The following is a 25441-nucleotide window of genomic DNA, read 5'->3' on the forward strand; positions in this document are numbered from 1 at the left end:
TCGTCGAGGAGAACTCGGCCTGCGCTGCCCAGGTGCTGCGCAAGGCGAGTCTGGCCGAGCAGCGCGGTCTCAAGCCCTTGGTGCTGCATTCGGACAACGGCAGCCCGATGAAGGGCGCCACGATGTTGGCGACGCTCCAGAAGCTGGGCATTGCCTCGTCGTTCAGCCGTCCTGGCGTCAGCGACGACAATGCCCAGGCCGAGGCCTTCTTCCGCACTCTGAAGTACCGCCCGGGATACCCGGCCAAAGGCTTCCAGACGCTGGATACGGCCCGCCAATGGGTTCGCCAATTCGTGTCTTGGTACAACTTCGAGCATCGCCATTCAGCGATCAAATTCGTGACGCCCGCCCAGCGCCACGGGGGCGAGGACGTCGCGGTCCTGCTCGCCCGCGAGCGCCTTTATCAGCAAGCCAAGGCGGCTCGACCTGAGCGTTGGCGAGGCCCGACGAGGGATTGGTCCAGACCCGGCGTCGTCTGGCTCAATCCGGCGCCCGATAGGCCAACAAAGACGGCGACCGCTATTTGAAGGCCGTGACATCTTCCTTGACAAATAACGTCACGGTTACGTAGCAGCAGCCAGCGCGAGCGCTTGATCACCTGCCGTTGGGCCGGCTCGCTGCGCAAGGCGTTGGCCTGATCGACCCGCACCCGGTCGACGACTTCCCGACCAAAGCGCGCGACGACGTGAAACAGATCGTAGACCACCTCTGCGTTCGGGCAGTGGGCTCGCACCTCCAGATCGAAGGCGGTGTTCATGTCCATCGCAACGGCCTCGATGTGCTGACAGCCCTCTTTGCCCAGCAATTCGAAGAATGGCCGGATCGCCTCGCGACTGTTGCCCTCGCCAACCCACAGCACGCGCATGCACTGGGCATCCATGATCACGGTCGCATAGCGGTGTCCCTTGTGCAGCGCGAACTCATCCATCACCAGCCGACGCACACCCCGTGCTTCGAACGCACCGTATTGGGTCTGCAGACGCCGATGATCGATGCGCTTGATGGTGTGCCAGTGCAAGCCCGTGAGTTCGGCAACATGGGCAATTGGCAGGATCTGCACGAGCGCTTCGACCCAGGCGCGCAATCGGTGCGTGATGCGCTCGCCCGCGTCGAGCCAACTCAGCCGCTCAGCCGCACGGGCGCCGCACTGATAGCAGTCGAGCCGCCGGATCGGCACATCGAGCCAGACGCGTCGATCGAACCAATCTCGATCACGCACGCGGCGCCGCCGCCGTTCATGCACCAGCACGCAGTCACTGCCGCAGCGCCCGCATCGGGGACGGTGCGAAGGATCTTCGGAAAGGGAGAGAAGCAGCGCACCGTCGGCTTGCTCCTCGGATGAATTCACGACATGGCCTTCCCAGAAGACCATGCCCAACATAGCATCTCGCATGACGGGGAAGAGGATGGGGATCGGTTTGTTTGGCGACTGCCAATCTACCAACCTCCGACCCGTCAACCACTACTTTCCCCAAATCGCGCGAAGAACCCTTTTTTATGGGTCTTGAGCGCGTCCACTTTCCGCGCTTGCGCGGCCATCAGCTCGTCCACCGAACTCAGACACTCGGCGATTTTTTGTTGTTCATCTGGTGACGTCACAGGCAAAGGCATTGCCATAAAGTCGTCGCTTGATATGGCCATTCTATCGTGGCGTGCACCAGTGCTAGATGCCTGCCGCATGTACGTATGCCAGCCGGTGGTCTTGAAAAAATGTTCGTAAAAATCGTTCCTGTCGTCTTTGAATTTAAAGACTGAATACAGTGGCGACATTACTCCTGTGCCAATTTTGTTCTTCGATATGGGGCCTACGGGGGCTGTTGACGATATGCGTGGGTTGTAAACGTAGCTACCCAGCTCAACAACAAAATAGCCTTCAAGTTTTCCTTGCGTAGCGATGTCCTTATCAAAGAAGTCTCGCTGGTCAACTACACCAAACTCAGCAGAGTTAGTCAGCACACGATCAATTTTTTCGTCTCGATTTTTCTGTTTAGCACGAATTGCCAAACGATTTAGAGGGATAGATTTCCACCCCTCGGTCTCCCGAAACTCCGGAAACCGCAGCTTCGGCACCAGCGCGGGCCTCGCTTCTTCCTTCGTAGCGGTGGTTTTCATGCTTGCACCTCGTCGGTGTAGTTCTGATCATCGCCATCCCACATCTCGCGGTAGGCGTGGACATAAGCCCCGGTGGCCTGGGGGGCCAGCGTCCAGTAATGGCGGCAGAGGGTTTTGAAGAGGGCCAGGCCCTCCGGCAAGCAGGCGTGGTCCAACAGTTGGTCGAGTGTGTGCTCGATGCGTTGAACATCGCGGCTGCCGCTGCGCACCATGTCTTGCACGGTGGGCGTCAGAGCTTCGATGGCCTGTTCGTGCAGTGTTTGCAGCCCGGCGGCGGTCGTCTTCAACTCGGCGAGCAGGTCTTGGTAGGTGGCTGCGCGCGGCCTTGCGGTGTGCTGGTCCTGGGTGCTCATTTCAACAAGGCCTTTCCTTGTGCAGTCAGTCGGTATTGCTGCAGGCGGCTGTTGGGTTTGTCGGGGATGGTGGGTTCGATCCAATGCCGATCCAATGCCGGGCGCAGGTAGTTGGTCCGGAAGGTGGGGCGGTGTTTAAGTTCAAGCCGTTGCTGAATCTCCGACGGAGCCAATGGCCCAGCAGCCAGGGTTTGCAGTAGCCGGACAACTGGGTCGGTGACTGGGTCGGTGACTGGGTCGGTGACTGGGTCGGTGACTGGGTCGGTGACTGGGGCCTCGACTGGATCGGTGACTTGTTTTCCCGAGCCCTCCCATTGCGCCCCGGGCCGCTGCACCCGTGCGGTGAACTGGTTGCCGCTGACCTCGCTGATCAGTTCAATTTGGGGCCACTCGCCCAGCGCCCGGGGTATGCCGCTGCCCATGCCACGGTAGGGCAGCAAGCGGAAGGCGTGTTCGCTCAGCGTGGGATTGCGGCGGTTGGTTTTGCCGTGGCGTATGTCGTCAATGCTCAGACTGTCGGGCAGGGGGCCGGGGCTGATGATCTCGATGCGGTCGCGAAACACCAGAATGCGGATGGATGCGCTGGTGAAGTAGTCGCGGTGTACCAGAGCATTGACCAGCAACTCTTGGAGAGCCACCTCTGGCACCTCCAGGATGCCCGGTGAGTTGAAGCCCTGATCGCCCTGCACGCGACGCAGGTTGCGTTTGATGAAGGCCAGCGCTTCGGTGTATTGGGCAGACAGAGTGCCGTTGAAGTCCTGGCTGTCCTGGTAGTGGCTGTCGGCAATGCTGGTGCCGAAGAAGGCGACGGCCTTGATCGTGAACGCCGGTCGCCAGCGCAGCGGATTGCGGCCAAACAGCATGAGGCCAGCCAAGGTCAGTTCGCGGCCATCGCCCAGACCCAGGTTTTGCAACACGGCATCCAGCGGCAGCCCGGCTTGGGCGCTATGGACTTCGTTGGCGCTGTAGTGCTGGGCCAGGTAGCGGCGAAAGGCGGGCTCGTCGATGTCTGCGCTGGAGGTACCCGCCACGGGCACCACATCCGCATAGACCAGGCCGCCACTCTGAAACATGCGCTGCATTTCTTCGCGGGCGGTCACATGGCGTTTATCAGCGCCTTGTTTGACCCAGATACGCCCTTGATGGTCCAGATAGGGCTTGGCCAGGCCATTGGGCACGGTCACCACCATCACCAGCCCGGCGTGGGTCTTGACGTTCTCGGTGAGGGGGTGAATGGGCGGGCGCACATGCTGACTGCTGGCGTTGCTGAGCATTTGGTTGAGGTGGCGAACATCGGCGGCGCTTAGCCCGGTGACGGTGCCGTCGTCGTCCACGCCGATGAGCAGCGTGCCACCCCCACTGTTGGCAAAGGCGGCCAATTCGGCGGCCAGTGCATCGGGGCTGTTGAAGCTGCGCTTGAATTGCTGGCGGGTGTGTTCGCCCAGGGCGATGCGCTCTTGCAGCACGGTTTCAGTGAGCGGTGTCTCATTCATACGCACTGAGCCCAGAAATGTCGCGGCCACCGGCTCGTTTGACCAGGTAGGGTGCGCAGTCCTGCATGAGGGCGGTTTCCTTTTGAGTGCGGTCTTTCCAGCCGAGGTCATACGGGGCGTAGAGGTCACTGAGTTTGTCGCCATCGAAGATCATGCGGTCGAGGGTGCCGTCCACAAAGCTTTGCAGGGCGGCGGGGTCAAGGCCGTGCCGTGCGGCGATGGTGGCGAGTTCCTGGGCGTTCTTCTCGGCTTTGAAGCGGCTGTAGCCTTCGCGGATGACGGTCTCGGAGAGACCTTCGCCGGCCTTGAGCGTGCCGATGTACTCGGCGATGTCGTCGCGCTCGTTCATGAACTTGGCGTCGGCACTGATGAGGCCGATGAGCTCCTCGCGGCTCATTTTGGACTTGCCCGGCCCTTTCTCCGAGAACTTGGCGATGAGGCCCATGATGTAGTCGTAGTCAATGACGGCCGAGGCAAAGAGGACGAACTCGAAGTCGAGCTGATCCACGGGGTCGTCGGCGCCGGGCCCATCGCCATCCTTGCCGCTCTTGCCCTGCTGCTCTCTGAGCTTTTTGGCGGTTTCCAGATACTGGCCCTTGAAGCCGCGCAGGTTTTCCTCGGGCAGCACTTGCTCGATGCTGGCTTTGTTTTCTCCGGTGAGGTCGGTGTATTGGTCGAGCTGGGTTTTGAGGCGCTGGACTTCCTTGAAGTGGCTGATGAAGGCGGCGCGTGCGGCGTCACCCTTCAGGTTGGCGACAGCGGAGGGTGTGCAGCTTAGGCCCTGGGACTGCATGAATTCGCCGAGCTTTTGCACGGCGGTCTCCAGCTTCTTGATCACCACCGGCGCCTTGTCCACCAGCCAGATTTCCCGGGCCTGCTCCCCGGTCTTCTCGCCGGAGAAAAGGGCAATGGCGGCATCGACTGCGTCCTGCTGCTGGCGGAAGTCGAGGATGTTGCCGTAGGGCTTGGTGCCGTTGAGTACGCGGTTGGTGCGGGAGAAGGCCTGGATGAGGCCGTGGTGCTGGAGCTTCTTGTCCACGTAGAGCGTGTTCAGGAACTTCGAATCGAAGCCGGTGAGCAGCATGTCCACGACGATGGTGATGTCGATCTTCTGCGCCGGGGGGTAGTCGGCATTGGGCCACTGCTGGTCTTTGATGCGCTTCTGCAGATCCTGGTAGTAGAGGTCGAACTCGCTGAGGCGGTGATTGGTGCCGTAGCGGATGTTGTAGTCGGCGACGATGGATTCAAGCGCCTGCTTCTTTTTCTCTGGCTCGACCTTGTTGTCCTCCTGCTCCTGCAGGAGGTCACCGGACAACTGATTGATGTCCTTCCTGGCCGCCTCGTTCTCGGCAAGCTCGGCAGGCGGCGAGAAGACGCAGGCGATGTTGAGCGGCTTGAAGTCGGGATCGGCGGCTTGTTTGTCCGCTTGCATGGTCTTGAACAGCGCGTGGTATTCGATGGCGTCGTTGATGGACGCAGTAGCGAGGATGGCGTTGAAGCGGCGCCCGCCGGTCGCGGCATCGTGCTTGGCCAGAATTTCGCCAACGATGGCCGCTTTGGGAAAGGGGGGCTTTGGTTCATCGGCTTTGGGCGCCCCCTTGCCAACTGGCTTCGCCTCTTTCTCGTTCCTGGGCTTCGGCTTGAAGTAATCGATGTGGAAACGCAGGACGTTGCCGTCCTCGATGGCGTGGGTGATGGTGTAGGCGTGGAGCTGCTTCTGGAAGAGGTCTTCCGTGGTGCGCATGGAGGCCTGGGTGTCCTCGATCTTCTGCAAAGTGGCATTGGCCTCAAAGATGGGTGTGCCGGTGAAGCCGAAGAGCTGCGCCTTGGGGAAAAAGGTTTTGATGGCCTTGTGGTTGTCGCCAAACTGCGAGCGGTGGCATTCGTCGAAGATGAAGACGATGCGCTTGTCTTTCAGTGCTTCGAGCTGCTCTTTGTAGGTGGCCTGGCCGCTTTTGCTGCGCTGCTTGTTGCGCTTGCTGTTTTCATCGAGCGCGAGGCCGAGCTTCTGGATGGTGGTGACGATGACCTTATCGGCGTGATCCTCGGAAAGCAGGCGGCGCACGAGGGCGGCGGTGTTGGTGTTTTCTTCGACGCAGCCTTCCTGGAAGCGGTTGAATTCTTCCCGCGTCTGGCGGTCGAGATCCTTGCGGTCCACGACGAAGATGCATTTGTGGATGTGCTCGTTTTCCTTCAGCAGGGTGGAGGCTTTGAAGGAGGTGAGCGTCTTGCCGCTGCCGGTGGTGTGCCAGATGTAGCCATTGCCGTTGTCGTCATCAATGCACTTCACCATGTGCTGCACGGCATAGACCTGGTAGGGCCGCATGATCATGAGCTTTTGCTCCCCGGCGAGCAGCACCATGTAGCGGCTGATGGTCCGGCCGAGGTCGCACTTTTTCAGGAAGCGCTCGGCGAACTCGTCGAGGTGGGTGATCTTGCTGTTGTCCTCGTCGGCGAACTCATAGATGGGCAGGAAGCGCTCGTCGGCATTGAAGGCAAAGTGGCGGGCGTTGTTGTTGGCGAAGTAGTAGCTGCGGTCGCGGTTGCTGACGATGAACAACTGCATGAAGCAGAGCAGCGTCTTGGTGTAGCCGTTGCCGGGGTCGTGCTTGTATTCGACGATCTGCTCCATGGCCCGGCGGGGATTGACGCCGAGGGTCTTCAGCTCGATCTGCACGACCGGCACGCCGTTGATGAGCAGAATCACATCGTAGCGGTGGTGGCTGTTGTTCGTGTTGATGCGGAGCTGGTTGATGACCTCGAAGTGGTTTTTGCACCAGTCCTTGAGGTTCACCAGTGTGTAGTTCAGCGGCGAGCCATCGTCACGGGTAAAGGCATTGATGCTGCGCAGCGTCTTGGCTGCAGCGAAGACATCCGGAGTGACGATTTCATCCAACAGCCTGGCGAACTCGGTATCCGTGAGGCGGACCCGGTTCAGGGCATCGAATTTCTCGCGGAAGTTCTTCTCCAGTGCGGTGCGGTCAGTGATGTCCGAGCGGTGTTCGTATTTAAGCCCCGTCAGTTTGTCGATGAAGCTTTTTTCGATTTGTTGTTCAATCATTGTTGGTGCTCTGCAATCTTGGCACTGGCCCTTGCTAAACATGACACTGGTTAATTTTCACCTATTTCAACCGTTGAGCATTCTGAATCATTTCACTTCTGTGATGCTTACTGGCCAAAGAAATCGGTGTCGCTTTCGCCAGCCAAGGTAGCCAACTTCAGTACCAATTTATTTCAGGCTTTGCCGCCAAACTTGTCCACGGACTGCTGAGCAACCAATACTAGTCGCTCATACGGTGCTGGCTGTGTGTCGCTCTGGCCGATCACCTGCCATTAAGCCCCAGAGTCAGCACGGCAAGTCGCTGCCACATCGCGACAAGCGGGCATCCATCTCGCAGCACTCCATCCCCTCATCAGGTGGCATGAGCTACGCCCCCACAGCGAGGCATACCCGATCTGCCCTTCCCCGACCGCGTTTCCACACACCGGGATCGAGCAGCAGTATCAGCAATGAATAGCCGCGCGAGGACGTCCTCCGCCTGAAGCCCGAAAACGTAGGACCGTTCAGCTACCCCCATCCAGGGGCGGGGCAATGATCCGGCAGACGCCGAGCCTCAGCCCCCGCACGCCAAAAATCCGGTTCATGGTCTGCACACTCCCTTCGCTGCGTTCCTGCTCAATGTCTTGAAGGGTCCGGTGTGAGACACCGGAGAGCTTGGCCATCTCCGCTGTCGTCAATCGTATCGTTCTCTTCATAGGGCGGATGGCTTGTGGGAGCGACCATTCCGGGTGAGCGAGGACGGATTCGATGGCCTCCCGGCGCAGATCCAGCTGCTCGGAAGCGGAGATGTTCTTGTAGCGCTTGTCCATGGGTCAAGTCAGGTCGGCCAGTTCCTGGGCACGGGCGAGAATCCCGGACCGCAGGTGATGGAGCGTTTCGGCATCCAGGCCAAAGCGTTCCCCCTGGGGCGCCACTTCCTCAAGGGCTGGCGGCATCGCCTTGAGTCCTGAGATAAGGGATTCGGACTCGATTGCTTGCGCCTGATCCCCGCTCCACCCCTAACTCGCAAAAGCCACTCCCTTACCCCGCGCCCCATGCAGCTTCCTGTAGCTGTCAATCAGCCGCTGATGCCTGTCCAGCCCTTCCAGCTTCATGCTGGTGGGCGTCAAGCCAAAGAAGCGCACGCTGCCGTCCACTGAGCCCAGCACCGCGTCCATCCGTGGGTTGCCGAACATGCGGCGGAAGTTGGCTTCGTAGTCGTCCAGTTCCAGTTCGTCGTCCAGCAGCACTTCCAGCACCACGTTCATGGCCTGGTAGAAGAGCCCGCGCTCGACGGTGTTTTCGTTGTATTGCAGGAAGGCTTCCACCTGTTCCTTTGCGGCTTCAAATTGCTGCAGGGCGAGATTGATCAGCAGCTTCAATTCCAGGATGGTCAGCTGGCCCCAGGCGGTGTTTTCGTCAAACTCGATGCCGATCAGGGTGATGATGTCGGTGTAATCATCCAGCTCGCTGTCTTCCAGGCGCTCCAGCAGGGCCTCAAGGCGCACGTCGTCTAGGCGGTGCAGGTTGAGGATGTCCTTGCGGAAGAGCAGGGCCTTGTTGGTGTTGTCCCAGATCAGGTCTTCCAGCGGGTAGACCTCGGAATAGCCCGGCACCAGGATGCGGCAGGCGGTGGCGCCGAGCTGGTCATAGACCGCCATATACACTTCCTTACCCATGTCTTCGAGAATGCCGAACAGGGTGGCGGCCTCCATGGCATTGGAGTTTTCCCCGTGGCCGGAAAAGTCCCATTCAACAAATTCGTAATCGGCCCGGGCGCTGAAGAAGCGCCACGACACCACGCCGCTGGAGTCGATGAAGTGCTCCACAAAGTTGTTCGGCTCGGTGACGGCGTTGCTCTCAAAGGTGGGCCGGGGCAGGTCGTTGAGGCCTTCAAAGCTGCGCCCCTGCAGCAATTCGGTCAGGCTGCGCTCCAGCGCCACTTCCAGGCTGGGGTGCGCCCCAAAGGACGCAAACACACCGCCGGTGCGCGGGTTCATCAGGGTGACGCACATCACCGGATACTGCCCGCCCAGCGAGGCATCCTTCACCAGCACCGGAAAGCCCTGCTTTTCCAGCTCTTCGATGCCGGCCAGGATGCCGGGGTATTTGGCCAGCACGTCCGGCGGCACGTCGGGAAGGGCCATTTCGCCTTCGAGGATTTCACGCTTCACCGCCCGCTCGAAGATCTCCGACAGGCATTGCACCTGGGCTTCGACCAGGGTGTTGCCGGCGCTCATGCCATTGCTGAGGAAGAGGTTGTCGATCAGGTTGGACGGGAAATACACCACCTCGCCGTCCGACTGGCGCACGTAGGGTAGTGAACAGATGCCGCGTTTCACATTGCCGGAATTGGTGTCGTACAGATGCGAGGCGCGCAATTCGCCATCGGCGTTGTAGATCGCCAGACAGTATTCGTCGAGAATGCCGGCCGGCAGCGCATCCTTGGCGCCGGGCTTGAACCAGCGTTCGTCCGGGTAATGCACGAACGGCGCGTTGGCAATATCCTCACCCCAATACTGGTCATTGTAGAAATGATTGCAATTGAGCCGCTCGATATATTCACCCAGGGCCGAGGCCAATGCGCTTTCCTTGGTGGAGCCTTTGCCATTGGTAAAGCACATGGGCGAATGGGCATCGCGAATATGCAGTGACCACACATTGGGCACCAGATTGCGCCAGGAGGCGATTTCAATCTTGATGCCCAGACCGGCCAGCACCCCCGACATATTGGCGATGGTCTGCTCCAGGGGCAGATCCTTGCCGGCGATATAGGTGCTTGTTGCGGAATCCGGTTTCAGGGTCAGCAGGGCCTGGGCGTCGGCATCGAGGTTTTCCACCTCCTCGATCACGAATTCCGGCCCGGTCTGCACCACCTTCTTGACCGTGCAGCGCTCAATGGAGCGCAATATGCCCTGCCGGTCTGCGGCGGAGATATCCGCCGGCAATTCCACCTGGATCTTGAAGATCTGCTGGTAGCGGTTTTCCGGGGCGACGATATTGTTCTGGGACAGGCGGATGTTGTCGGTGGGGATATTGCGGGTTTCGCAGTACAGCTTCACAAAATAAGCCGCACACAAGGCCGATGAAGCCAGAAAGTAATCAAAAGGCCCCGGTGCCGAGCCATCACCCTTATAGCGGATAGGCTGATCGGCGATGACCGTGAAGTCGTCGAATTTGGCTTCAAGGCGAAGCTTGTCCAGAAAATTGACCTTGATTTCCATGGGGGAATCCTGAAATGGCGTCGAATGCGCAGTGGCCGCCATTATCGCCGTTTCCCGGCGGAACGCCCGGCCGGGTCAGTGCATCGTTTCCTGCGAGCGTCGACGTGGCTGGTGTTTCAAGTGGTACGATAGATAGTCTAAGATGAGACTGTCAGAAGATGGAGTATGCCCATGACCACGACGACATTCCCTACGGCATTCAAGCCTGGAGGCCGGCGCGCAGCGCGAGGGAAGGCCAGCACGGATTGCTTCATGATCGACAGCGTCCCGATCTCCCGTGCCGATCCCGAGCAGCGGATCGAGATACTGCGCTCGGGCTTCCCGGCCGACATCGTGACCGAACTGGCCAGCAGCATGCGGTGGTCGCGCGATCATGCACTGGAGGTCTTTCGTGTCAAACGGTCCACCGCGATGCGCAAGATCAAGACCAAAGCCCGCTTGGCGACGGATGAGTCCGAACGCATTCTGTCGGTCATCGACCTCATCGAGCAGGTGCAGCGCATGGTCGAGCGGTCGGGTGATCCGAGCGGGTTCGACGCAGCGGCGTGGCTTGCCCAATGGCTTGAAAGCGCGAATCCGGCGCTGGCGGGAAAGTGCCCCGCAGACTATCTCGACACCAACGAAGGCATCGGGATCGTGCGTCGCTTGCTCGCCCAGATGGAGAGTGGAGCCTACGCGTGACGGTCTGGGCGTGGCGGATTGGAACGGACACGCCGGCCTATACGGCAGACGATCTGAGCGGAGCGGGCGCAAAGATCACCGGGGGACGCTGGAATCGCGACGGAGTGCCCGTCATCTACACAGCATCGTCGCCGGCCTTGGCCTGCCTGGAAACCGTCGTGCATCTGGTGGCCGGCGCCTTGCCCCTGAACCGTTACCTGGTGCGCATCGATATTCCTGACCAGGTGTTTGCCAGACGTCTGCAGTTTGAGGATATTGCACCGGGGGCGGCGCGTGTGGGCTGGGACGCCGAGCCCCCCGGGCAGGTGAGTCTGGAACTTGGCGGCGCTTGGCTGGCCGCGTGCCGTTCTGCCATCCTGGAGGTGCCTTCGGTGATTGTGCCGGAAGATCGCAATTTTCTGATCAATCCGGCCCATCCCGATGCGGCGGCTCTGACGGCCACGAAGTTGCGGCGCTTTGAGTACGACCGGCGCTTGAAATAGCCCGCCGGCGCGATCACCCCAATTTAGGGTCGGGGCCTCACCGCCACCCCGGCCCGCCCTCAAATGCTGAACGGCCCCTGCGCCGCCAGCATTTCCGGTGCCCGCCCGATCAGGGTGAGCTTCGGCGTCTGCTCGGGGGGCATGTTGCTGATGATGCGTTCGGCCAGGGTCTTCCAGTCGCCCTGGAACCGTCCTTCGTCCCAGACCCGCAGCAGTTCCTGGGTGAAGCGGCCATTGCCGATGCCATCCCCGGATTCCTGGTTGTCCTGGCAGCCGGCCACCAGGAGCACCGGGCCCTTGAGGGGCATGTTGAGTTCGCGGGTCAGCAGGCGTTCGTCGGGGCCGCGGTGCTGGCGTCCGAGGCGGGCATAGAACTCGCGATTCATGCGGAAGGCCTTGCCGGCCACGTTGGGGGGCAGCAGACGGGTGCGGGGGGCTGCCGGGTCGGCCTGATCGGTTACGGTGGGGGTACGCCGGGCAGCGCGCGATACCGAGCCGCTGTGGCAGCTATCGGAGATCATCACGATGCGCACGTCGTCGGCGAAGCCTGACCACAGCTCGTAAAGTTCGTCGTCGATCAGCATGCCGTCGTAGAGGCACAGGGTTTCGTCGGCGCCGTCGTCCTCGTCGGAATTGAAGTCGGGCACCTGGCTGCCGTGGCCGGCGTAGGTGAACAGGAAGACGTCGCCGGCCTTGAGTTCGGCGGCGGCCGCGGCGATGGCGTTGCGCACTTCGTCGCGCGTGGCCTGCTCGTCGAGCAGCATGGTGCGCTTTTCAAAGCCGCGTTCGGCGGCAATGCGCTCCATGTCTTCCGCGTCGAAGTGGCAGCCGTAAAGGGGCGCGTCAGCGCCATAGTGGGCCGGGTCGATATGGTTGATGCCCACATGCAGGGACCAGCCGCGGCGGGTGGGGGCCGCTGCCGCGCCCAGCCCGCGGGAGCGGGGGGCGCGGGCGGTGGCATGGGCCTTCCGGATGGCCTCTTCGAAGCGGTCGGCGACCCGGCCGTAACCGGGGTTCTTGGGGTGCAGTTCGTCATGCCAGGAGCCGAGGGTGTTGCCCACGGCGCCGCGGGCATCCACGTGGATGACGCGCTCGCCGAAACCGGCCACTAGCTGGCGCAGGCGCTCATTGAAGCGGTCGATCATGTGGGCGGCGATGGCCCGCTGCACGCTGCCGTCGGTGATGCCGCGTGATTCCATGGGTTTGCCCAGCCATTTGCCGGCATTGGGGATCACATAGTCGTAGCCGTGGCAGATGGTCACCACGCCGGGTTCGGCCTCCACCTCGCGCAGCACGCGCTCGTACATGGCCAGCGCATGGTCGAGCAACTTCTCAAAGCTGGGCAGCACGTGGGCGGTGGGGGACAGGGCCGGGTCGAAGTCGCGCAGATGGGCGCGCAGGTTGCCGCCGCCCAGGGCGTCGTTGCCGCCCGCCGAGAGCAGGAAGATCGAGGCACCGGCCTCGCGGATGGCCTCGATGTACTCGTGCTCCTTGAGCATGTTCTCGAGGGTGTCACCGGCGGCATCCAGGCTGCGCACGGCGAAGCCCTTTTCGTAGAGCTGGTCGATGGTGTCGTCGAGGATGATGGGGTATTGGAACCAGGAGTCACCCTCGGAGACCAGGATGGGGCCGTCATACCCGTCCGCCACCATGCCGTCGAAGCGGGCCCGGCGGCGCAGGCGGGCAATGCCGTTGGCAAAGTTGAGCGCCGCATCGCTGCGTGCCCGGGCTGCGGCGGGGTCGGCCGGCAGCACGATGGTTTCGGGGTTGAGCTGCAGGCGGGGGTTGAACAGGCCCGAGCCTTCCTCGTCGATCAGGAAGTAGCGGGCCAGATCCTTTTCCGGGATCGACAGATCGGACAGTTTCTTATTGAGTTCGGCGGGGGTGATGCGGGTGTCGGTCATGATCAGGCCTCCAGCAGGGGTGTTGCTTCGATGGAAAATGGGGCCCGTGCGAGCCGGGCACATGAAAGGCCGTCGCAGGGGCACACGGAACGATCCAGCATAGACATGACATCAAGCTACGTCCACGCAGCTCCGTGTGCCCCTGGCCCCTGTCGACCAGAGCCCGACCCGCTTACCAGATCCGCACGCGTTGGGCCGGCGGCAGGTAGAGGGCATTGGCGGGGGTGACGCCAAAGGTCTCGTACCAGGGGTCGAAATTGCGCAGGATGCCGTTGACGCGGAATTCACCGGGGCTGTGGGCGTCGGTCAGGGTGATGCGGCGCAGGAAACCATCGGTGAACAGGCTGCGCCACAGTTGGGCGTAGCTGAGGAAGTAGCGCTGGTTGCCCGTGTAGCCGTCGATGACTGGTGCCTTGCCGCCGTACTCGCTGGCGATCAGCTTCTGATAGGCGGTCCAGGCGATGGCCATGCCGCCCAGGTCGCCTATGTTTTCGCCGAGGGTCAGTTGCCCGCTGACATTGAGGCCCGGCAGCGGCGAGAAGCGGTCGTACTGGGCCACCAGCTGCTTGGCGCGACGTTCGAAGTCGCGGCGGGATCTCTCCGTCCACCAGTTGCGCAGGGCGCCCCTGCCGTCGTAGCGGTTGCCCTGGTCGTCAAAGCCGTGGCTGATCTCATGGCCGATCACCATGCCGATGGCACCGAAGTTGACGGCGGGGTCGGCCTTGGGGTCGAAGAAGGGGGGCTGCAGGATGGCTGCGGGAAACACGATCTCGTTGGCGGAGGGCGTGTAATAGGCATTGATCACATGCGGCATGGTCTCCGGCGTCCACGCCCATTTGCGCACCGGGCCTTTCAGCATGGCCTGGTTGTCTTTCAGGCGCCATTCCTCGTAGCGGATCATGTTGCCGAGCAGGTCGTCCTTGCTGACGCGGACCGAGCTGAAGTCGTCCCATTGGTCCGGGTAGCCGATCTTGACGGTGATGGCATCGAGCTTGGCAATCGCCGCCTTGCGCGTGGGGGCATCCATCCATTCCGACTGGGCCAGGCGCTGGCGGAAGGCGGCGCGGAGGAAAGCCACCAGCTTCTGCATGGCCACCTTGGATTCCGCCGGGAAATAGCGCGCCGCATACAGCTTGCCGACCTGCTCGGCCATCGGCGGCGTGCTGAGAAAGTCGAGGGCCTGCTTGTCGAGGGGGCGCTGCTGCTCGATGCCGCCGAGCTTGCGCTGGAAGAAGTCGAAGTGGGCATCGACCCACTCGGCCGACAGCAGCGGTGCCCGGTTGTTCAGGTAATGGAAGGCAGAATAGGCCTGCAAGGTCTCCAGCGGCGTCTTGGCATACACGGCGGCGATGTTGCGCAGGGCCGTGTCACTGGTCAGATTGACGCGCTGCGCATCGCCGAAGCCTGCGCCGCTCAGGAAGGCCTGCCAGTCGAAGCCGGGTGCATAACGGCTGAGCTCACGGGTGGACATGAGGTGATTGCTCTTGAGCGGGTCGCGGGACTGCTCCGGCGTCCAGTGCACTTTGGCCAGGCGCGTCTCGAAGGCCAGGATGGCCCTGGCCCTGGACTCGCCGCCGGCGATGCCGGCGCGGCGGAATACCCCGGCGATGTAGTCCAGATAGGCGCTGCGGAATCCGTCGTAAGGGGCCTCGGTTTTCAGGTAATAGTCACGCCCGGGCAAGCCCAGCCCGCTCTGTTCGACAAACAGCACGTAGCGATCGGGGTTGCTCGGATCCTGCTGGACGGAAAGACCTGCGACGGATGTGTAGCCGATGGCGCCCATGCGGCGGGCAAACTCGCGCTTGTCGCTCACCTTCAGGATCTCGGCCACGGTGGCCTGGAGCGGACTCGCGCCGAGGGCGTTACGCCGGTCCGTGTCCATGTAGCTCGCGTAGAGGTCGGTGACCTGCTGTTCGGTGGTGGCGGCGGCGGGCGGGTTGGCGCGCAGCTCGTCGATGAAGGTCTGGATCTGTTGCTCGGTGCGCAGCGTGAGATCGATGAAGGCGCCGTTCATCGGGATGCCGGCGGGGATCGTGGCGGACGCCAGCCAGCCCTTATTGACGTGGCGGTAGAAATCGTCCCCGGCCTTGATTTCGGGGGCGAAATGCTGGGTCTCGACACCCCATTGGCCGAACATGGGCTTGCCACTTGCGGTGTCGGCGTGGGCGGGTGCGCTGCTCAGCAGAACTGCAGCGATGGACAGCAGGGCCGCGCGAAGGGCGTTCGGGGGGGCAGGGTCGAAAGTCATGGAGTCGGACCATTCCGGATGCGATGCCGGAATACTACCTGCATGCTTGTTCTCTGATTGTTGGGTATTGATTTCAATGTTTGCGCACCTTCATGGCGCGGTAGCGCCTGTCCGGTAGATGCCTTGTATTTTGTCGTAACCCGCCGCCCCATACACTCCGCGTAGCGGAATATACTTGCCGGCGTTTTCTGCTCACGTCATTTCGTCGAGGTGCTCATGAACCGCTGGAAACCCATCGTCAGGCCCCTGGTGGCCACCCTTCTGTGTAGCTGGATCACGCCATCGTTTGCCGGGCATCGGGAGATCGAGTGCGGCAGTGTCCATGGGCGCTACAACTTCTGCTCCACGGGTTCCCATGGGGACGTGGAGTTGCAGCGGCAGCTGAGTTTTGCCTCCTGTGACGAGGGTCGTTCGTGGGGTGTGGAGCGCGACGGGATCTGGGTGGACAACGGTTGCAACGGTCGTTTTCGCGTGGAGGACGATGGCCACGGCAAGCACGGAGGCAACAAGACCGCCATCGTTGCCGGGGCCGTAGGCCTGGCCGTGCTCGGCGCGATACTGCTCAACAGCAAGAAGAGCGAGGGTGATTCCGGTGCGTCGGGTGCCACGGACGGGGATGGCTGGTCCTCGGAAAGCGCGGGCAGCGTGCCCGCCTGGGCTGTCGGCAATTATCACGGCTACAACCCGCGGCGGCGCGCAGAGGTGGTGCTGGCGCTGGGGTCGGGTGGTCGCGTGAAGGCCGAGATGCAGGGGCGGACCCACTATGGTTCGGCATCGGGTGACACGGTGACCCTGGACAGCGGTCAGCGCTTCCGGCTCTCCCGGACCGACTCCGGTTTGCGTCTGTCCGATCTGGACGAGCAGGGCAACATCATCGATTTCTACCGGGACCGCTGATCCCCCCGTTTCCCGAGGAGTGACCATGTTTGATCAATGCATGAAGAAGTTCCTGGTGGGCGTAGGGGGCGGCGTCGCCCTGCTCGCATTGCTGGCCGTACCGGCGGCCGCGCAGGTGCCATCGACTGCCACCAGTGTGCAGGCCCAGCCCGGCAAGGTGAAGCTGCCCCCTGCCCGCAGCGTGCTCGATCAGGTGCGCCGCGCGGGGGTGTTGCGGGTCGGCGTGGTGGAGCAGATCCCCTGGACTTTCACGAACCGCAGCGGCCAGCTTGCCGGCTTCGAAGTGGATGTGGCCCGTGCGCTGGCGTCCGATCTGGGGGTGCGGCTGGAGCTGGTGCGGGCGTCCTCGAACGGCATCGCCGACGATGTGGCGGGCGGACACGCGGATATCGGGGCCGCCGGGCTGTGGTATTCGCCCCGGCGGGCGCTGGTGGTCAATTACACCCGGCCCTATTCCGAAGCTACGATGCGGCTCTTTGCGAGCAGGGCGAAGGCGGCCGGGCGGACCGACGTGGCAGCCTATCGGTTGGCCGACGTGACCCTGGGGGTGCTCAAGGGCAGCCCCGGTGCGGCTTTCGCACCCAAGGCCTTTCCGCTGGCGCGGATCAGTACCTTCGAGCGCTATGCCGATCTGGCCGACGCGGTGGAGACGGGCAGCATCGAGGCCGGGATCAGCATGTCGCCCCGGCCCGAGTTTCTGGTGCATGTGGCCGGCGAGCGGATCTTCCTGCCGGTGGGCAATGCCATTGCCACCCGCAGTGAGTCCTTCATCGTGCCGCGCGGCGATGCCGACATCCTCGCCTATCTGGATAGCTGGATCCGCTACCGTGACGAAACCGGCTGGCTGAAATCCCGGCGTGACTACTGGTTTGGCAGCTTTGCCTGGGCCGACCAGCTCGACGCGAAGTAAACGCGCGGGCTGAGGCCGACCTTTCCTGTTGACTACTGGGAGTGATCGATGGATTTGAAGAGATTTGCGTGTGCGGGCCTTGCGAGCGTGTTCGGCCTTTCCTGCCTTGGCCTGTCGGGCTGTGCCAACCTGGCGGACAGCAAGGCGGGCAGCACGGCCGCCGGTGCCGGTGCGGGTGCCGCCCTGGGGGCGGTGATCTCCAGCGCCACCGGCGGTCATCACCGGGGGCGTGATGCCGCCCTCGGTGCCGCCATCGGGGCCCTGGGTGGCTACATGTGGTCGTCCCACATGCAGAAGCAGAAGGCCGAGATGGAAGCCGCCACAGCGGGTACCGGCATCGCCGTGACCCAGACCGCGGACAACCAGCTCAAGATCGAGGTGCCCAGCGACGTATCCTTTGATAGCGGACATGCGGAGATCAAGAGCAATCTGGCGCCCATCCTGACCCGCTTTGCCGAGACCCTGAAGGCCAATCCGGCCACCACGGTGCGGGTGGTCGGGCACACCGACAGTACCGGCTCGGACGCCATCAACAATCCCCTCTCGGTGAACCGTGCGGCCAGCGTGCGCACCTACCTGAGCCATCATGGCGTCGACGCGTCGCGTATTTCCATCGACGGTCGGGGTTCCCAGGAGCCGATTGCCGACAACGCCAGTGAAAGCGGCCGCGCCCGCAATCGCCGGGTCGAGATCTTCGTGGCGGAAAGCGCCGCACCCGCTGCGCCGGCAGGGGGCGCACCGGCCCGCCCGGCCGACCGACTCTGACAAGGCCGACTGAAGCCCGCCCTTTTTGGGCCGGCTTCAGCCCTGCTGCAGGCGGTAAGCTCTGGGGGCCAGCCCGGTCCAGCGCCTGAAGGCCCTGGAGAAGGCGCTCTGCTCCGAGAAACCGAGCAGGAAGGCGATCTCGGTGAGGCTCTTGCTGGGGTCGCCCATGTAGCGCCGGGCCAGTTCGGCCCGCGTGTCATCCACCACCCGCTTGTAGGACCAGCCATGTTCGCTCAGGCGCCGCTGCATGCTGCGACGGCTCAGCCCCATGGCGCTCGCCAATTCGGCCTCCGAGGGTTCGCCGGAGGTCAGGTGGCGCAATAGCCAGGCGCGGCAGCGGGTCACCAGATCGTCGGCCACCAGTTCGTTCAACTGCCCGGCGAGAATCCCGTCGAAGGTGATCGCGAGGGCCGTGTTGGCGGTGGGCAGCGGTGTGTCCACCGTGGCCCGGTCGATCAGGAAACTGTCTTCTTCCTGCCCGAAGCACACTTCTCCACCAAAAAAGGCCTCGTAGGGGCGTGTGTCGGCCGGCGTGGGGCGGCGCAGGCACACCCGCAGGGGGGCCAGACGCGCCCCGAAGTTGGTGCGACACATGTCCACCAGGATCGACAGGGCGAAGTCGGCGATGGGCCAGCCGACCGGATCCTTGCCACGGCCATGGTCGTAGACGAAGCGCAGGCCTTCGGGTTGGTCGATGCAGGTGTAGCTGAAGCGATTGCCGAGTATCCGCGCATAGCGCTCCATGCGCAGAAGCCCCTTGCGCAGGGTGGCGCTGGACAGCCAGGCGTAACCGAGGGTGCCCAGGTTGGAGGGGTGCCAGTACTCGGCGGAGCGCAGGCCGAAGGCCGGATCGGGGATGGCCGCCATGGCCCGCCGGAAGAAGACATCGGACAGCCGGCTCGGCAGGCGGGCGTTGGGTTGGCGCAGCACGCTCTCGGCAATGCCCACCTCGTTCATTACCCGGGCCACGTCCAGGCCCTGGGCTTCCATCATTCGCAACATCATCAACCAGACGGTTGCCAGGGAGGTCTCCCGCGCCATGTTATGTCCTTGAATTTAAACTTGAACCTCAGGTGGGTGCGGTCGATGGTGGGTCTGGTCGGGATGGCCGGCGCGAAGCGACGACGCGGCAGGCTCATGCCTGCAAGAAGGAGCGACAAAGCCGGGCACCCGACAAGATGAGCCCGCGGCCATGTAGCGCCGTCACCCATCGGGTGAGTCGACTTGATGGCACCAAGGGCAGTGTTCAACGGGTTGATGAAGGAGAGATAAGCGGTCATCTAAGGTTTCAAGCTTTAACCAAATTTCCTCCGTTTGACGCGTCGTCTGACTGTCGATACGGCCTCTCCTGTAGGGGCGGTTTGTAGGGGCGACTTCAGTCGCCCACCCACGCGTCGATCACAGGCATGCCCTTGATCGACGTCCGCGGGCGACTGAAGTCGCCCCTACAGCCGCCCTCAGCGCGTCCCACAAACCCCTTCAGCTTCACCCAGAGTGATACCGCCAGTGGAGGGCAAACCCGCGTCAGCATTGGGTTGCGTCTGGCTTGGGGAGGACAACCGAGGAAAACAGGTTTAATCCTTTGGCGGAGATGGTCATGCGAATGGCGGGGTGCGTCAAGCTCTGCGGGGCGGGAATTTCTATCCTGATGCCTGTCTGCTCCGCACGACCCTGCCAGGGTGAGGGAGCAGGCTTGCTATTCATTCCGGGATACCCAGACCATGCCCGACAAGCACGCCATCACTGACCCCATCACCGGCTTCCTTGACCGCCGCAGCTGCCTGCATGCCGTCCATCGCATGCTGGCTGCGGCGGAGAGCAAGAGGCAGCCCCTCGCCGCCCTGTGGATCGATCTTGATCGATTCCGCCAGATCAATGCGTCCTTCGGCCATGCGGCCGGGGATGAGGTGATTGCCCGGGTGGCCGGACGCATTCGCATGGTGCTGCCTTCCGGTGGCCATCTGCTGGCGCGCATGGGCAGCGACGAATTCGTGGTCATGCTGCGTGGCGAAGACCGGCCCGTGGCCGAAGCCTTTGGCCGTCTGCTGCTGGTCACCATCGAGCAGTCCCTGTGCATCGACGAGATCCTGATCCATCCGTCCGCCAGCATCGGGGTGGCCCTGCTGCAGGCGGGAGAAGACGCCCTGTCGCTGCTTGAGCGTGCCGATCGGGCCATGGGGGAGGCCAAGCGCCAGGGCGGCGGCCGGGTGGAGATGGCGGCCGGCGAGGTGTTGCCGGGCTATCACGGGGTTTCCCTTGCCCGCGAGGAGCTGGCCATCGAGGCGGATCTTCATGCCGCCCTCGACAGCGCGGGTCTGTCCCTCGAATACCAGCCCATCGTGTCGCGCGATGGCCGCGTCGAGGCCGTCGAGGCCCTGATGCGTTGCAGGGTGTTCGGGCGCAACCTGACGCCGGATCGCTTCATCCCCGTTGCCGAGAAGTCCGGCTTGATTGTCCGCGTGGGGGAGTGGAGCCTGCTGCAGGGCGCGCGTTTTGCCGCCCGCCTGCGTGACGAAGGGCGGCCCACCAAGGTGGCCATCAACGTGTCGCGGGCCCAGCTCACCTCGCCGGAGTTCCTGCCGGCCTTGCATGGGGCGCTGCTGTGCGCCGACATCAACCCCGAACTGCTTGAACTGGAGCTGACCGAGTCGCTGGCGATGGAGCTTGCCGACGTGGTCCAGGACAACCTGCGGCGCGTCCGGGAAACCGGTGTGGGCCTGGCCATCGATGACTTCGGCACGGGCTTCTCCAGCCTGTCCAGCCTGAAGGATCTGCCGGCGACCAAGCTCAAGCTCGACAAGTCCTTCATCCAGGTGTTGCCCGAAGACCGGCGTGCCCTGGCGTTGGTCAAGGCCGCCACCCAGATGGGGCGCGAACTGGGCATGGTGGTGGTGGCCGAGGGGGTCGAGACCGACGCCCAGCGGCAATGCCTGGAGGAGGCCGGTGTTGACGCCCTGCAGGGCTTCGCGCTGGCCCGGCCGATGCCCGAAGACCTATTGCTCAACTGGCTCAAACAGAGGAACAGCCCATGACCCGCCTGAACACTCCACCGATGCCGTCTGTGGACGGCGTGCTGCAGCAGAGTATCCACGACATCGACATTCCCCCGCGGCCCAAGATCATCGACCAGATCCGAGCGGAGATGAACAGCGATGCGCCCAATCTCCGGGGCATCGCCGGGCTCATCAACCTCGATGTGAGCCTTGCTGCGGGTCTGATCAAGACGGCCAATTCGCCCTACTTCGGTTTCGGCCGGCGGGCGCGGTCGGCCCATGAGGCCTTGACCATGCTGGGCCTGGATGTGACCTGCCGTGCCATCGCCGCCATCAGCCTGCGCCGTGCGTTTCCCAACAGCGCCCACTATGAGCGCTTCTGGCATGCGTCGGCGAGCGTCGCCACCCTTTCCGGCTGGCTCGCCCAGCAGCGCCGCGTGCCGGGCGTGCGCGCCGACGACGCCTACACCTATGGGCTGTTCAGGGACTGCGGCATCGTCATCCTGCTGCGCCGATATCCCGCCTATCAGGGCATCCTGGCCGGCGCCAACCTGGACCGGGGCATGCCCTTCACGGCGGTCGAGCAGGCCGCCCTACCCACCGACCATACCGTCGTCGGCAGCCTGCTCGCCCAGAACTGGTGGCTGCCGGGCGAGATCTGCGCCGCCATCCGCCACCATCACAGCCTGCCGGCGCTGGTGGAGCCGGTGTCACCGCTGAAGATGCCGGGTCGGTATCTGGTGGCCATGGCCCAGACCGCCGAATACCTTCTCCAGCAGCTCACGGGGGGCAGCCGCACGGAAGAGTGGGCCAAGCTCGGCCCCGCCTGCTGTGATCTCCTCGGGCTCGACGACGAGGGGTTGGAAGAGATCTGCCGCGAGGCCGAGCCGCTCCTTCACTCCGTGGAATGAACACCGGGTCGGCCCGGGGCGACACCAGATGTACCTTGCTGCGTTCGCCCCCCAATCAGTTCCTGGTCACCCTGGAACCCGAAGGCCGCAAGGCTGCGACCGGCAAGACCGAGAAGACGAAGGTCGACAAGAATCGCGAGCAGGCCGTCACCCGTATCAAGGGCTTGCACCAGGCCTACCCGGACATGCAGCACTTTGCCGATCAATTGATCGCCGGCTTCCAGAAGTAAGCCCAGCCTGCCTGCACCCCAAAAAAGGAAAGCCACCCGAGGGTGGCTTCCTTGCATTCATGGGGGCTGATGTCAGCACATGCGCCGTGCCAGATCTTCTTCGAAGGCGGCGATCACCGCGGCATCCCGGCTCGGGTAGCGTTCGCCGGGAAGGTCCGCGACGTTCTGATCGGTGGGGACGTCTTCGGATTCCTCGTCGCAGAAGCGGTACAGGAAGGTGCCCGTCGGGGTGCTGAACACCTTGAACAAGGTGTTGGCATAGACCACCGGCAGGGGCTGGCTGAGGCTGCCCACCTCCACATCGTAGAGTTCGCAGGCGGCGTTGAGTGCGTCGTCGTAGGTGGCTTCAAAGGGGCAGTCTTCGTAGCTGTGCTCATCCACCGCGACACCGGCGGCTTCATAGACATAGCCATTGGCCTGGGGCACATGCCAGATGGCAAAGTCCTGGTGCTCGAAAACCTTGGTGATCTGCTCGGTCAAGTCCGTTCTCCTCAGCGCTTACGACACGGTGAAGTGCAGGGTGCTGCCTTCAAGCTGCATGCTTCTTACCTTGATCAGTTTGCCAGGTTGCTTCTGCCGGATCACCGCCAGGCTTTCGCTGACGCCGCACCACAGGTCGGAGATCACCGATTGCTCGGTGACCTCGATGCCACGCTGGCTGTCGCCCGTGGCGGGCAGGCGAAAGCACATGCGGGCTTCCGCACCATGCACGACGAACCAGCCCTTGATGTCTTCCGTCCGGGCGATCCGCCAGTCGAAGCCCAGGGTGTGCAAGGCCTCGGCGAAGGGCGCGTAGCCCTTTTCCATGTCCTTGAAGTTGATGGTGTCGGTAGGGAGCGTTTGCATGGGAGTGACTCAGGTTGGGTTCGAGCAGGGAGGGCCGGCCGTCAAGCCTCGACTTTAGCGGCTTCCGCGCAGTTTCGCTCGAAGCGCGTCAGACGCACGTCCACGGTCAGGCTCAGGTGCTTGAGGGTGGTGGCGCGGGCACGCCCTTCGGCGCTGGCGCGGTAGAGGTGGGGGGTCATGACCAGCAGGTCGGCAATCTGCTCCGGGCTGGACAGTGCGAGCGTGTAGCGGACGGTCTCCGCCGCCGGCAGGGCGCTGAAGCCGGCCGGGGCGGCCGGGCTGGCGGGCCGCTCGGGCTTGAGGCTGGGGTAGATGATCTCGCGCAACTCACGCAGGTGGTCGGGCCCGGCATCCACCTGGATCAGCAGGCCGCCGGGCCGAAGCACCCGGGCAAACTCCGGGTACACCGGAAAGCCGAACATGCACAGCACGCGGTCCAGGGTGCCCGGCAGTACCGGCAGGTTGGCATTGCTGCCGACGACCCATCGGGTATGTCTGTCCTGCTTCGCCGCGGCAAGCACGGCCCATTTAGAAATGTCGAGGCCCAGCAGGGCCAGGGCCTGGCCGTGCCCTTTGGCGGCGGTGGCGAGCTGGCGCAGGTAATAGCCTTCGCCGCAGCCTGCGTCGAGGCAGCCGGCAGTGCTTTCGGGCGACAGGCCGGCCAGGGTGGCTTCGGTCACCGCCTGTGCGATGGGCTGGTAGACACCGGCTTCCAGGAAACGCCGACGTGCGGCGATCATCTCCTTGCTGTCACCCGGGTCGCGGGAGCGCTTGTTCTGCACCGGCAGCAGATTTACGTAGCCCTGGCTGGCGATGTCGAAGCTGTGGCCGGCGGCGCAGCGCCAGCTGGTGCCATGGGGTTCCAGGGCATTCCCGTCCAGGGGGCAGGCAAGGGCCGGGAACGGAATGATCGGGGCGGAGGGCATGTTGGGGCTGCGCGAAGAGTGCCCTGGGGCACGGCGGCCCCGATGTTAGCGCGAAAGCGCAGCACCGTATTTGCGGGTGGCGCGCAGGGGCGACTTCCGCCGCCCGCGGCCGCCCGGTGAGGAAGGATTTTCCCCTCAGCCAGGCGGCTTGCGCAGCAGGCGGGTGATGTCCCGGCCACTGATCGCTTCATCGGCGTAGCCGAAGCTGCCCTTGTCCTGAACCTCCTTTGCGGCACGCAGAAAGGCCCCGTAGGCAGCCCGGGCAAAGGAGCCGCCGACGCTGATCCGCTTGACGCCCAGCGCTTCCAGATCGGCCACCGTGAGTGTCACGCCCTCCATGCCCATCAGCACGTTCACGGGCCGGTCCACCGAGCTCACCACTGCGGCGATGTCCTCGCGGGTGCGCAGGCCGGGGGCGAAGAGCACGTCGGCGCCGGCCTCCTGGTAGGCCTGCAGGCGCCGGATGGTGTCGGCCAGGTCGGGCTGGCCGATGAAGTAGTTCTCGGCCCGGGCCGTCAGCGTGAAGGGAAAGGGCAGGTCGCGGGCCGCTTCGACGGCGGCGCGGATGCGTTCGGTGGCGAGGGCCAGCGGGTAGAGGGGCGCCGCGCGGTCGCCGCTGCCGTCCTCGATGGAGCCCCCGACAATGCCCGTTGTGGCTGCCAGCCGGAGGGTGTTGGCCACCGCCTCGGGGGTGCGGCAGATGTCGTGCGTGTAGTTGAACAGCACCGCGTCGGCCGTGTGGGGCAAGCGCACCGTTTCGGCCGGTTCGTTGGTGTGCCAGACATTGCGCCAGCCTTCCCGCTGCACGCGCCGGTGGGCAAGGGCGAACATGTCCGGGCTTTGTTCAAAGGCCAGCACGCGGCCGGTTTCGCGCACCCCGTCACGCAGCAGGGCATAGCTCAGACCGGTACCGGCGCCGACGTCCAGCACCGTCTGTCCGGGAACGAGTTGCAGCAAGGCAATGGTGCGCCGACGCAGCGCCATGGTGCGTTCGGCCGAGGCGTCATAACTCGCGGCTTTGCCGCGGTAGCGTGCGATGGACAGTTCGTTGTCGGTCATGTCCCGCTTGGTCGCACCAAGGCCTCAGGAACTTACACGCGATGCGGAATGCAATCCCATGACACCAATGACGATCAGACCGATACTGACCATCTTGACTGCAGTGGCCGGCTCCTTGAAATACCAGATGCCGATCAGTGCAGTCAGCACCGTGCCGACACCCGACCAGACGCCATACACCACGCTCAGCCCGAGCACCCGGATCACCATGGTGTTGAGTGCAAACGAAGCGGCATAAAAAACAAAAATCATCACCGACGGTGTGAGCCGGGTAAAACCTTCGGCCAGTCGCATCGAAGTGGTCCCGGCCACCTCCAGCAGGATGGCCACCGAGAGCACGACCCAGGCCTGGGAAACCGTCAACAGC

24 protein-coding genes and 1 pseudogene are annotated in these 25441 nt (G+C 63.4%); 9 read left to right on the forward strand and 16 right to left on the reverse strand.

Going from position 1 to position 25441, the window contains the following annotated elements; all coding sequences use genetic code 11:
* The coding region (locus J0L98_RS15865) for an integrase core domain-containing protein (protein WP_296412766.1) at positions 1-527 on the forward strand (527 nt) is incomplete at its 5' end.
* A 32-nt stretch (positions 528-559) separates the two neighbouring features.
* On the opposite strand, the pseudogene J0L98_RS15870 reads toward J0L98_RS15865, so the two are convergent.
* The 8 genes and pseudogenes from J0L98_RS15870 to J0L98_RS15905 all read right to left on the reverse strand — a co-directional run.
* Positions 560-1279: pseudogene (locus J0L98_RS15870) on the reverse strand (ISL3 family transposase); the annotation flags it as partial.
* Between the two features lie 176 nt (positions 1280-1455).
* The gene (locus tag J0L98_RS15875) at positions 1456-2112 is read right to left on the reverse strand and encodes a hypothetical protein (protein ID WP_296412767.1); all 657 of its coding nucleotides are present in this window, start codon (positions 2110-2112) and stop codon (positions 1456-1458) included.
* Entirely contained in the window at positions 2109-2465 is a 357-nt protein-coding gene (locus J0L98_RS15880) for a hypothetical protein (RefSeq protein WP_296412768.1), read from the reverse strand. Before J0L98_RS15880 ends, J0L98_RS15875 begins: the two co-directional genes overlap by 4 nt.
* Positions 2462-3958 (reverse strand): Fic family protein, encoded by a 1497-nt coding sequence (locus tag J0L98_RS15885; RefSeq protein ID WP_296412770.1) that lies wholly within the window; start codon positions 3956-3958, stop codon positions 2462-2464. The genes J0L98_RS15880 and J0L98_RS15885 overlap by 4 nt, the downstream gene beginning before the upstream one ends.
* The gene (locus tag J0L98_RS15890; protein ID WP_296412772.1) at positions 3951-7019 is read right to left on the reverse strand and encodes a type I restriction endonuclease subunit R; all 3069 of its coding nucleotides are present in this window, start codon (positions 7017-7019) and stop codon (positions 3951-3953) included. Before J0L98_RS15890 ends, J0L98_RS15885 begins: the two co-directional genes overlap by 8 nt.
* 503 nt (positions 7020-7522) lie before the next feature.
* On the reverse strand, positions 7523-7828 hold the full coding sequence (locus J0L98_RS15895) for a hypothetical protein (protein ID WP_296412773.1): 306 nt from the start codon (positions 7826-7828) through the stop codon (positions 7523-7525).
* 3 nt (positions 7829-7831) lie between these two features.
* Positions 7832-7954 carry a hypothetical protein gene (locus tag J0L98_RS15900; protein WP_296412774.1) on the reverse strand — a complete coding sequence of 41 codons (123 nt, stop codon included), beginning with the start codon at positions 7952-7954 and terminating at the stop codon, positions 7832-7834.
* A gap of 63 nt (positions 7955-8017) precedes the next feature.
* Entirely contained in the window at positions 8018-10222 is a 2205-nt protein-coding gene (locus J0L98_RS15905; protein ID WP_296412775.1) for an OsmC domain/YcaO domain-containing protein, read from the reverse strand.
* Positions 10223-10474: 252 nt separating this feature from the next.
* Between J0L98_RS15905 and J0L98_RS15910 the strand changes: the two genes are divergently transcribed.
* Positions 10475-10903, forward strand: coding sequence for an antitoxin Xre/MbcA/ParS toxin-binding domain-containing protein (locus J0L98_RS15910; protein ID WP_296412776.1), 429 nt, complete (start codon positions 10475-10477; stop codon positions 10901-10903).
* Positions 10900-11385 carry an RES family NAD+ phosphorylase gene (locus J0L98_RS15915; RefSeq protein ID WP_296412777.1) on the forward strand — a complete coding sequence of 162 codons (486 nt, stop codon included), beginning with the start codon at positions 10900-10902 and terminating at the stop codon, positions 11383-11385. Before J0L98_RS15910 ends, J0L98_RS15915 begins: the two co-directional genes overlap by 4 nt.
* 59 nt (positions 11386-11444) lie before the next feature.
* Here J0L98_RS15915 and J0L98_RS15920 read toward each other — a convergent pair whose 3' ends face one another.
* Both J0L98_RS15920 and J0L98_RS15925 read right to left on the reverse strand, forming a co-directional pair.
* Positions 11445-13289: a caspase family protein gene (locus tag J0L98_RS15920; protein ID WP_296412778.1), complete on the reverse strand. Its 1845-nt coding sequence runs from the start codon at positions 13287-13289 to the stop codon at positions 11445-11447.
* A 172-nt stretch (positions 13290-13461) separates the two neighbouring features.
* Positions 13462-15537: a M13 family metallopeptidase gene (locus J0L98_RS15925; protein WP_296412780.1), complete on the reverse strand. Its 2076-nt coding sequence runs from the start codon at positions 15535-15537 to the stop codon at positions 13462-13464.
* 216 nt (positions 15538-15753) lie between these two features.
* Between J0L98_RS15925 and J0L98_RS15930 the strand changes: the two genes are divergently transcribed.
* From J0L98_RS15930 to J0L98_RS15940, 3 genes are read left to right on the forward strand one after another with little or no spacing between them, the layout of a single operon-like run.
* Positions 15754-16434 (forward strand): DUF3011 domain-containing protein, encoded by a 681-nt coding sequence (locus J0L98_RS15930; RefSeq protein WP_296412782.1) that lies wholly within the window; start codon positions 15754-15756, stop codon positions 16432-16434.
* A gap of 25 nt (positions 16435-16459) precedes the next feature.
* Positions 16460-17344: a transporter substrate-binding domain-containing protein gene (locus J0L98_RS15935; protein ID WP_296412783.1), complete on the forward strand. Its 885-nt coding sequence runs from the start codon at positions 16460-16462 to the stop codon at positions 17342-17344.
* 48 nt (positions 17345-17392) lie between these two features.
* Positions 17393-18109: an OmpA family protein gene (locus tag J0L98_RS15940; protein WP_296412784.1), complete on the forward strand. Its 717-nt coding sequence runs from the start codon at positions 17393-17395 to the stop codon at positions 18107-18109.
* 36 nt (positions 18110-18145) lie between these two features.
* Here the strand turns inward: J0L98_RS15940 and J0L98_RS15945 are convergent, their stop codons facing one another.
* Positions 18146-19150 (reverse strand): AraC family transcriptional regulator, encoded by a 1005-nt coding sequence (locus J0L98_RS15945; protein WP_296412785.1) that lies wholly within the window; start codon positions 19148-19150, stop codon positions 18146-18148.
* Positions 19151-19830: 680 nt separating this feature from the next.
* On the opposite strand from J0L98_RS15945, the gene J0L98_RS15950 reads away from it, so the two are divergent.
* From J0L98_RS15950 to J0L98_RS15960, 3 genes are read left to right on the forward strand one after another with little or no spacing between them, the layout of a single operon-like run.
* The gene (locus J0L98_RS15950; RefSeq protein ID WP_296412786.1) at positions 19831-21141 is read left to right on the forward strand and encodes a bifunctional diguanylate cyclase/phosphodiesterase; all 1311 of its coding nucleotides are present in this window, start codon (positions 19831-19833) and stop codon (positions 21139-21141) included.
* Positions 21138-22013: an HDOD domain-containing protein gene (locus J0L98_RS15955; protein ID WP_296412788.1), complete on the forward strand. Its 876-nt coding sequence runs from the start codon at positions 21138-21140 to the stop codon at positions 22011-22013. Before J0L98_RS15950 ends, J0L98_RS15955 begins: the two co-directional genes overlap by 4 nt.
* A complete protein-coding gene (locus J0L98_RS15960) occupies positions 22010-22243 on the forward strand; it encodes a hypothetical protein (protein WP_296412790.1) in 234 nt (77 codons plus the stop codon). Before J0L98_RS15955 ends, J0L98_RS15960 begins: the two co-directional genes overlap by 4 nt.
* Positions 22244-22315: 72 nt before the next feature.
* Here the strand turns inward: J0L98_RS15960 and J0L98_RS15965 are convergent, their stop codons facing one another.
* The 5 genes from J0L98_RS15965 to J0L98_RS15985 all read right to left on the reverse strand — a co-directional run.
* Positions 22316-22723: a hypothetical protein gene (locus tag J0L98_RS15965; protein ID WP_296412791.1), complete on the reverse strand. Its 408-nt coding sequence runs from the start codon at positions 22721-22723 to the stop codon at positions 22316-22318.
* 18 nt (positions 22724-22741) lie between these two features.
* A complete protein-coding gene (locus J0L98_RS15970) occupies positions 22742-23089 on the reverse strand; it encodes a hypothetical protein (RefSeq protein WP_296412792.1) in 348 nt (115 codons plus the stop codon).
* Positions 23090-23130: 41 nt separating this feature from the next.
* The gene (locus J0L98_RS15975) at positions 23131-24015 is read right to left on the reverse strand and encodes a putative RNA methyltransferase (RefSeq protein ID WP_296412793.1); all 885 of its coding nucleotides are present in this window, start codon (positions 24013-24015) and stop codon (positions 23131-23133) included.
* 135 nt (positions 24016-24150) lie between these two features.
* Positions 24151-25074 carry an isocitrate lyase/phosphoenolpyruvate mutase family protein gene (locus J0L98_RS15980; protein WP_296412794.1) on the reverse strand — a complete coding sequence of 308 codons (924 nt, stop codon included), beginning with the start codon at positions 25072-25074 and terminating at the stop codon, positions 24151-24153.
* A 24-nt stretch (positions 25075-25098) separates the two neighbouring features.
* A partial coding sequence (locus J0L98_RS15985; protein WP_296412796.1) for a multidrug efflux SMR transporter occupies positions 25099-25441 on the reverse strand: 343 nt, incomplete at its 5' end.

The organism is Zoogloea sp. (assembly GCF_017302315.1).
Classification (GTDB): Bacteria; Pseudomonadota; Gammaproteobacteria; order Burkholderiales; family Rhodocyclaceae; genus Zoogloea.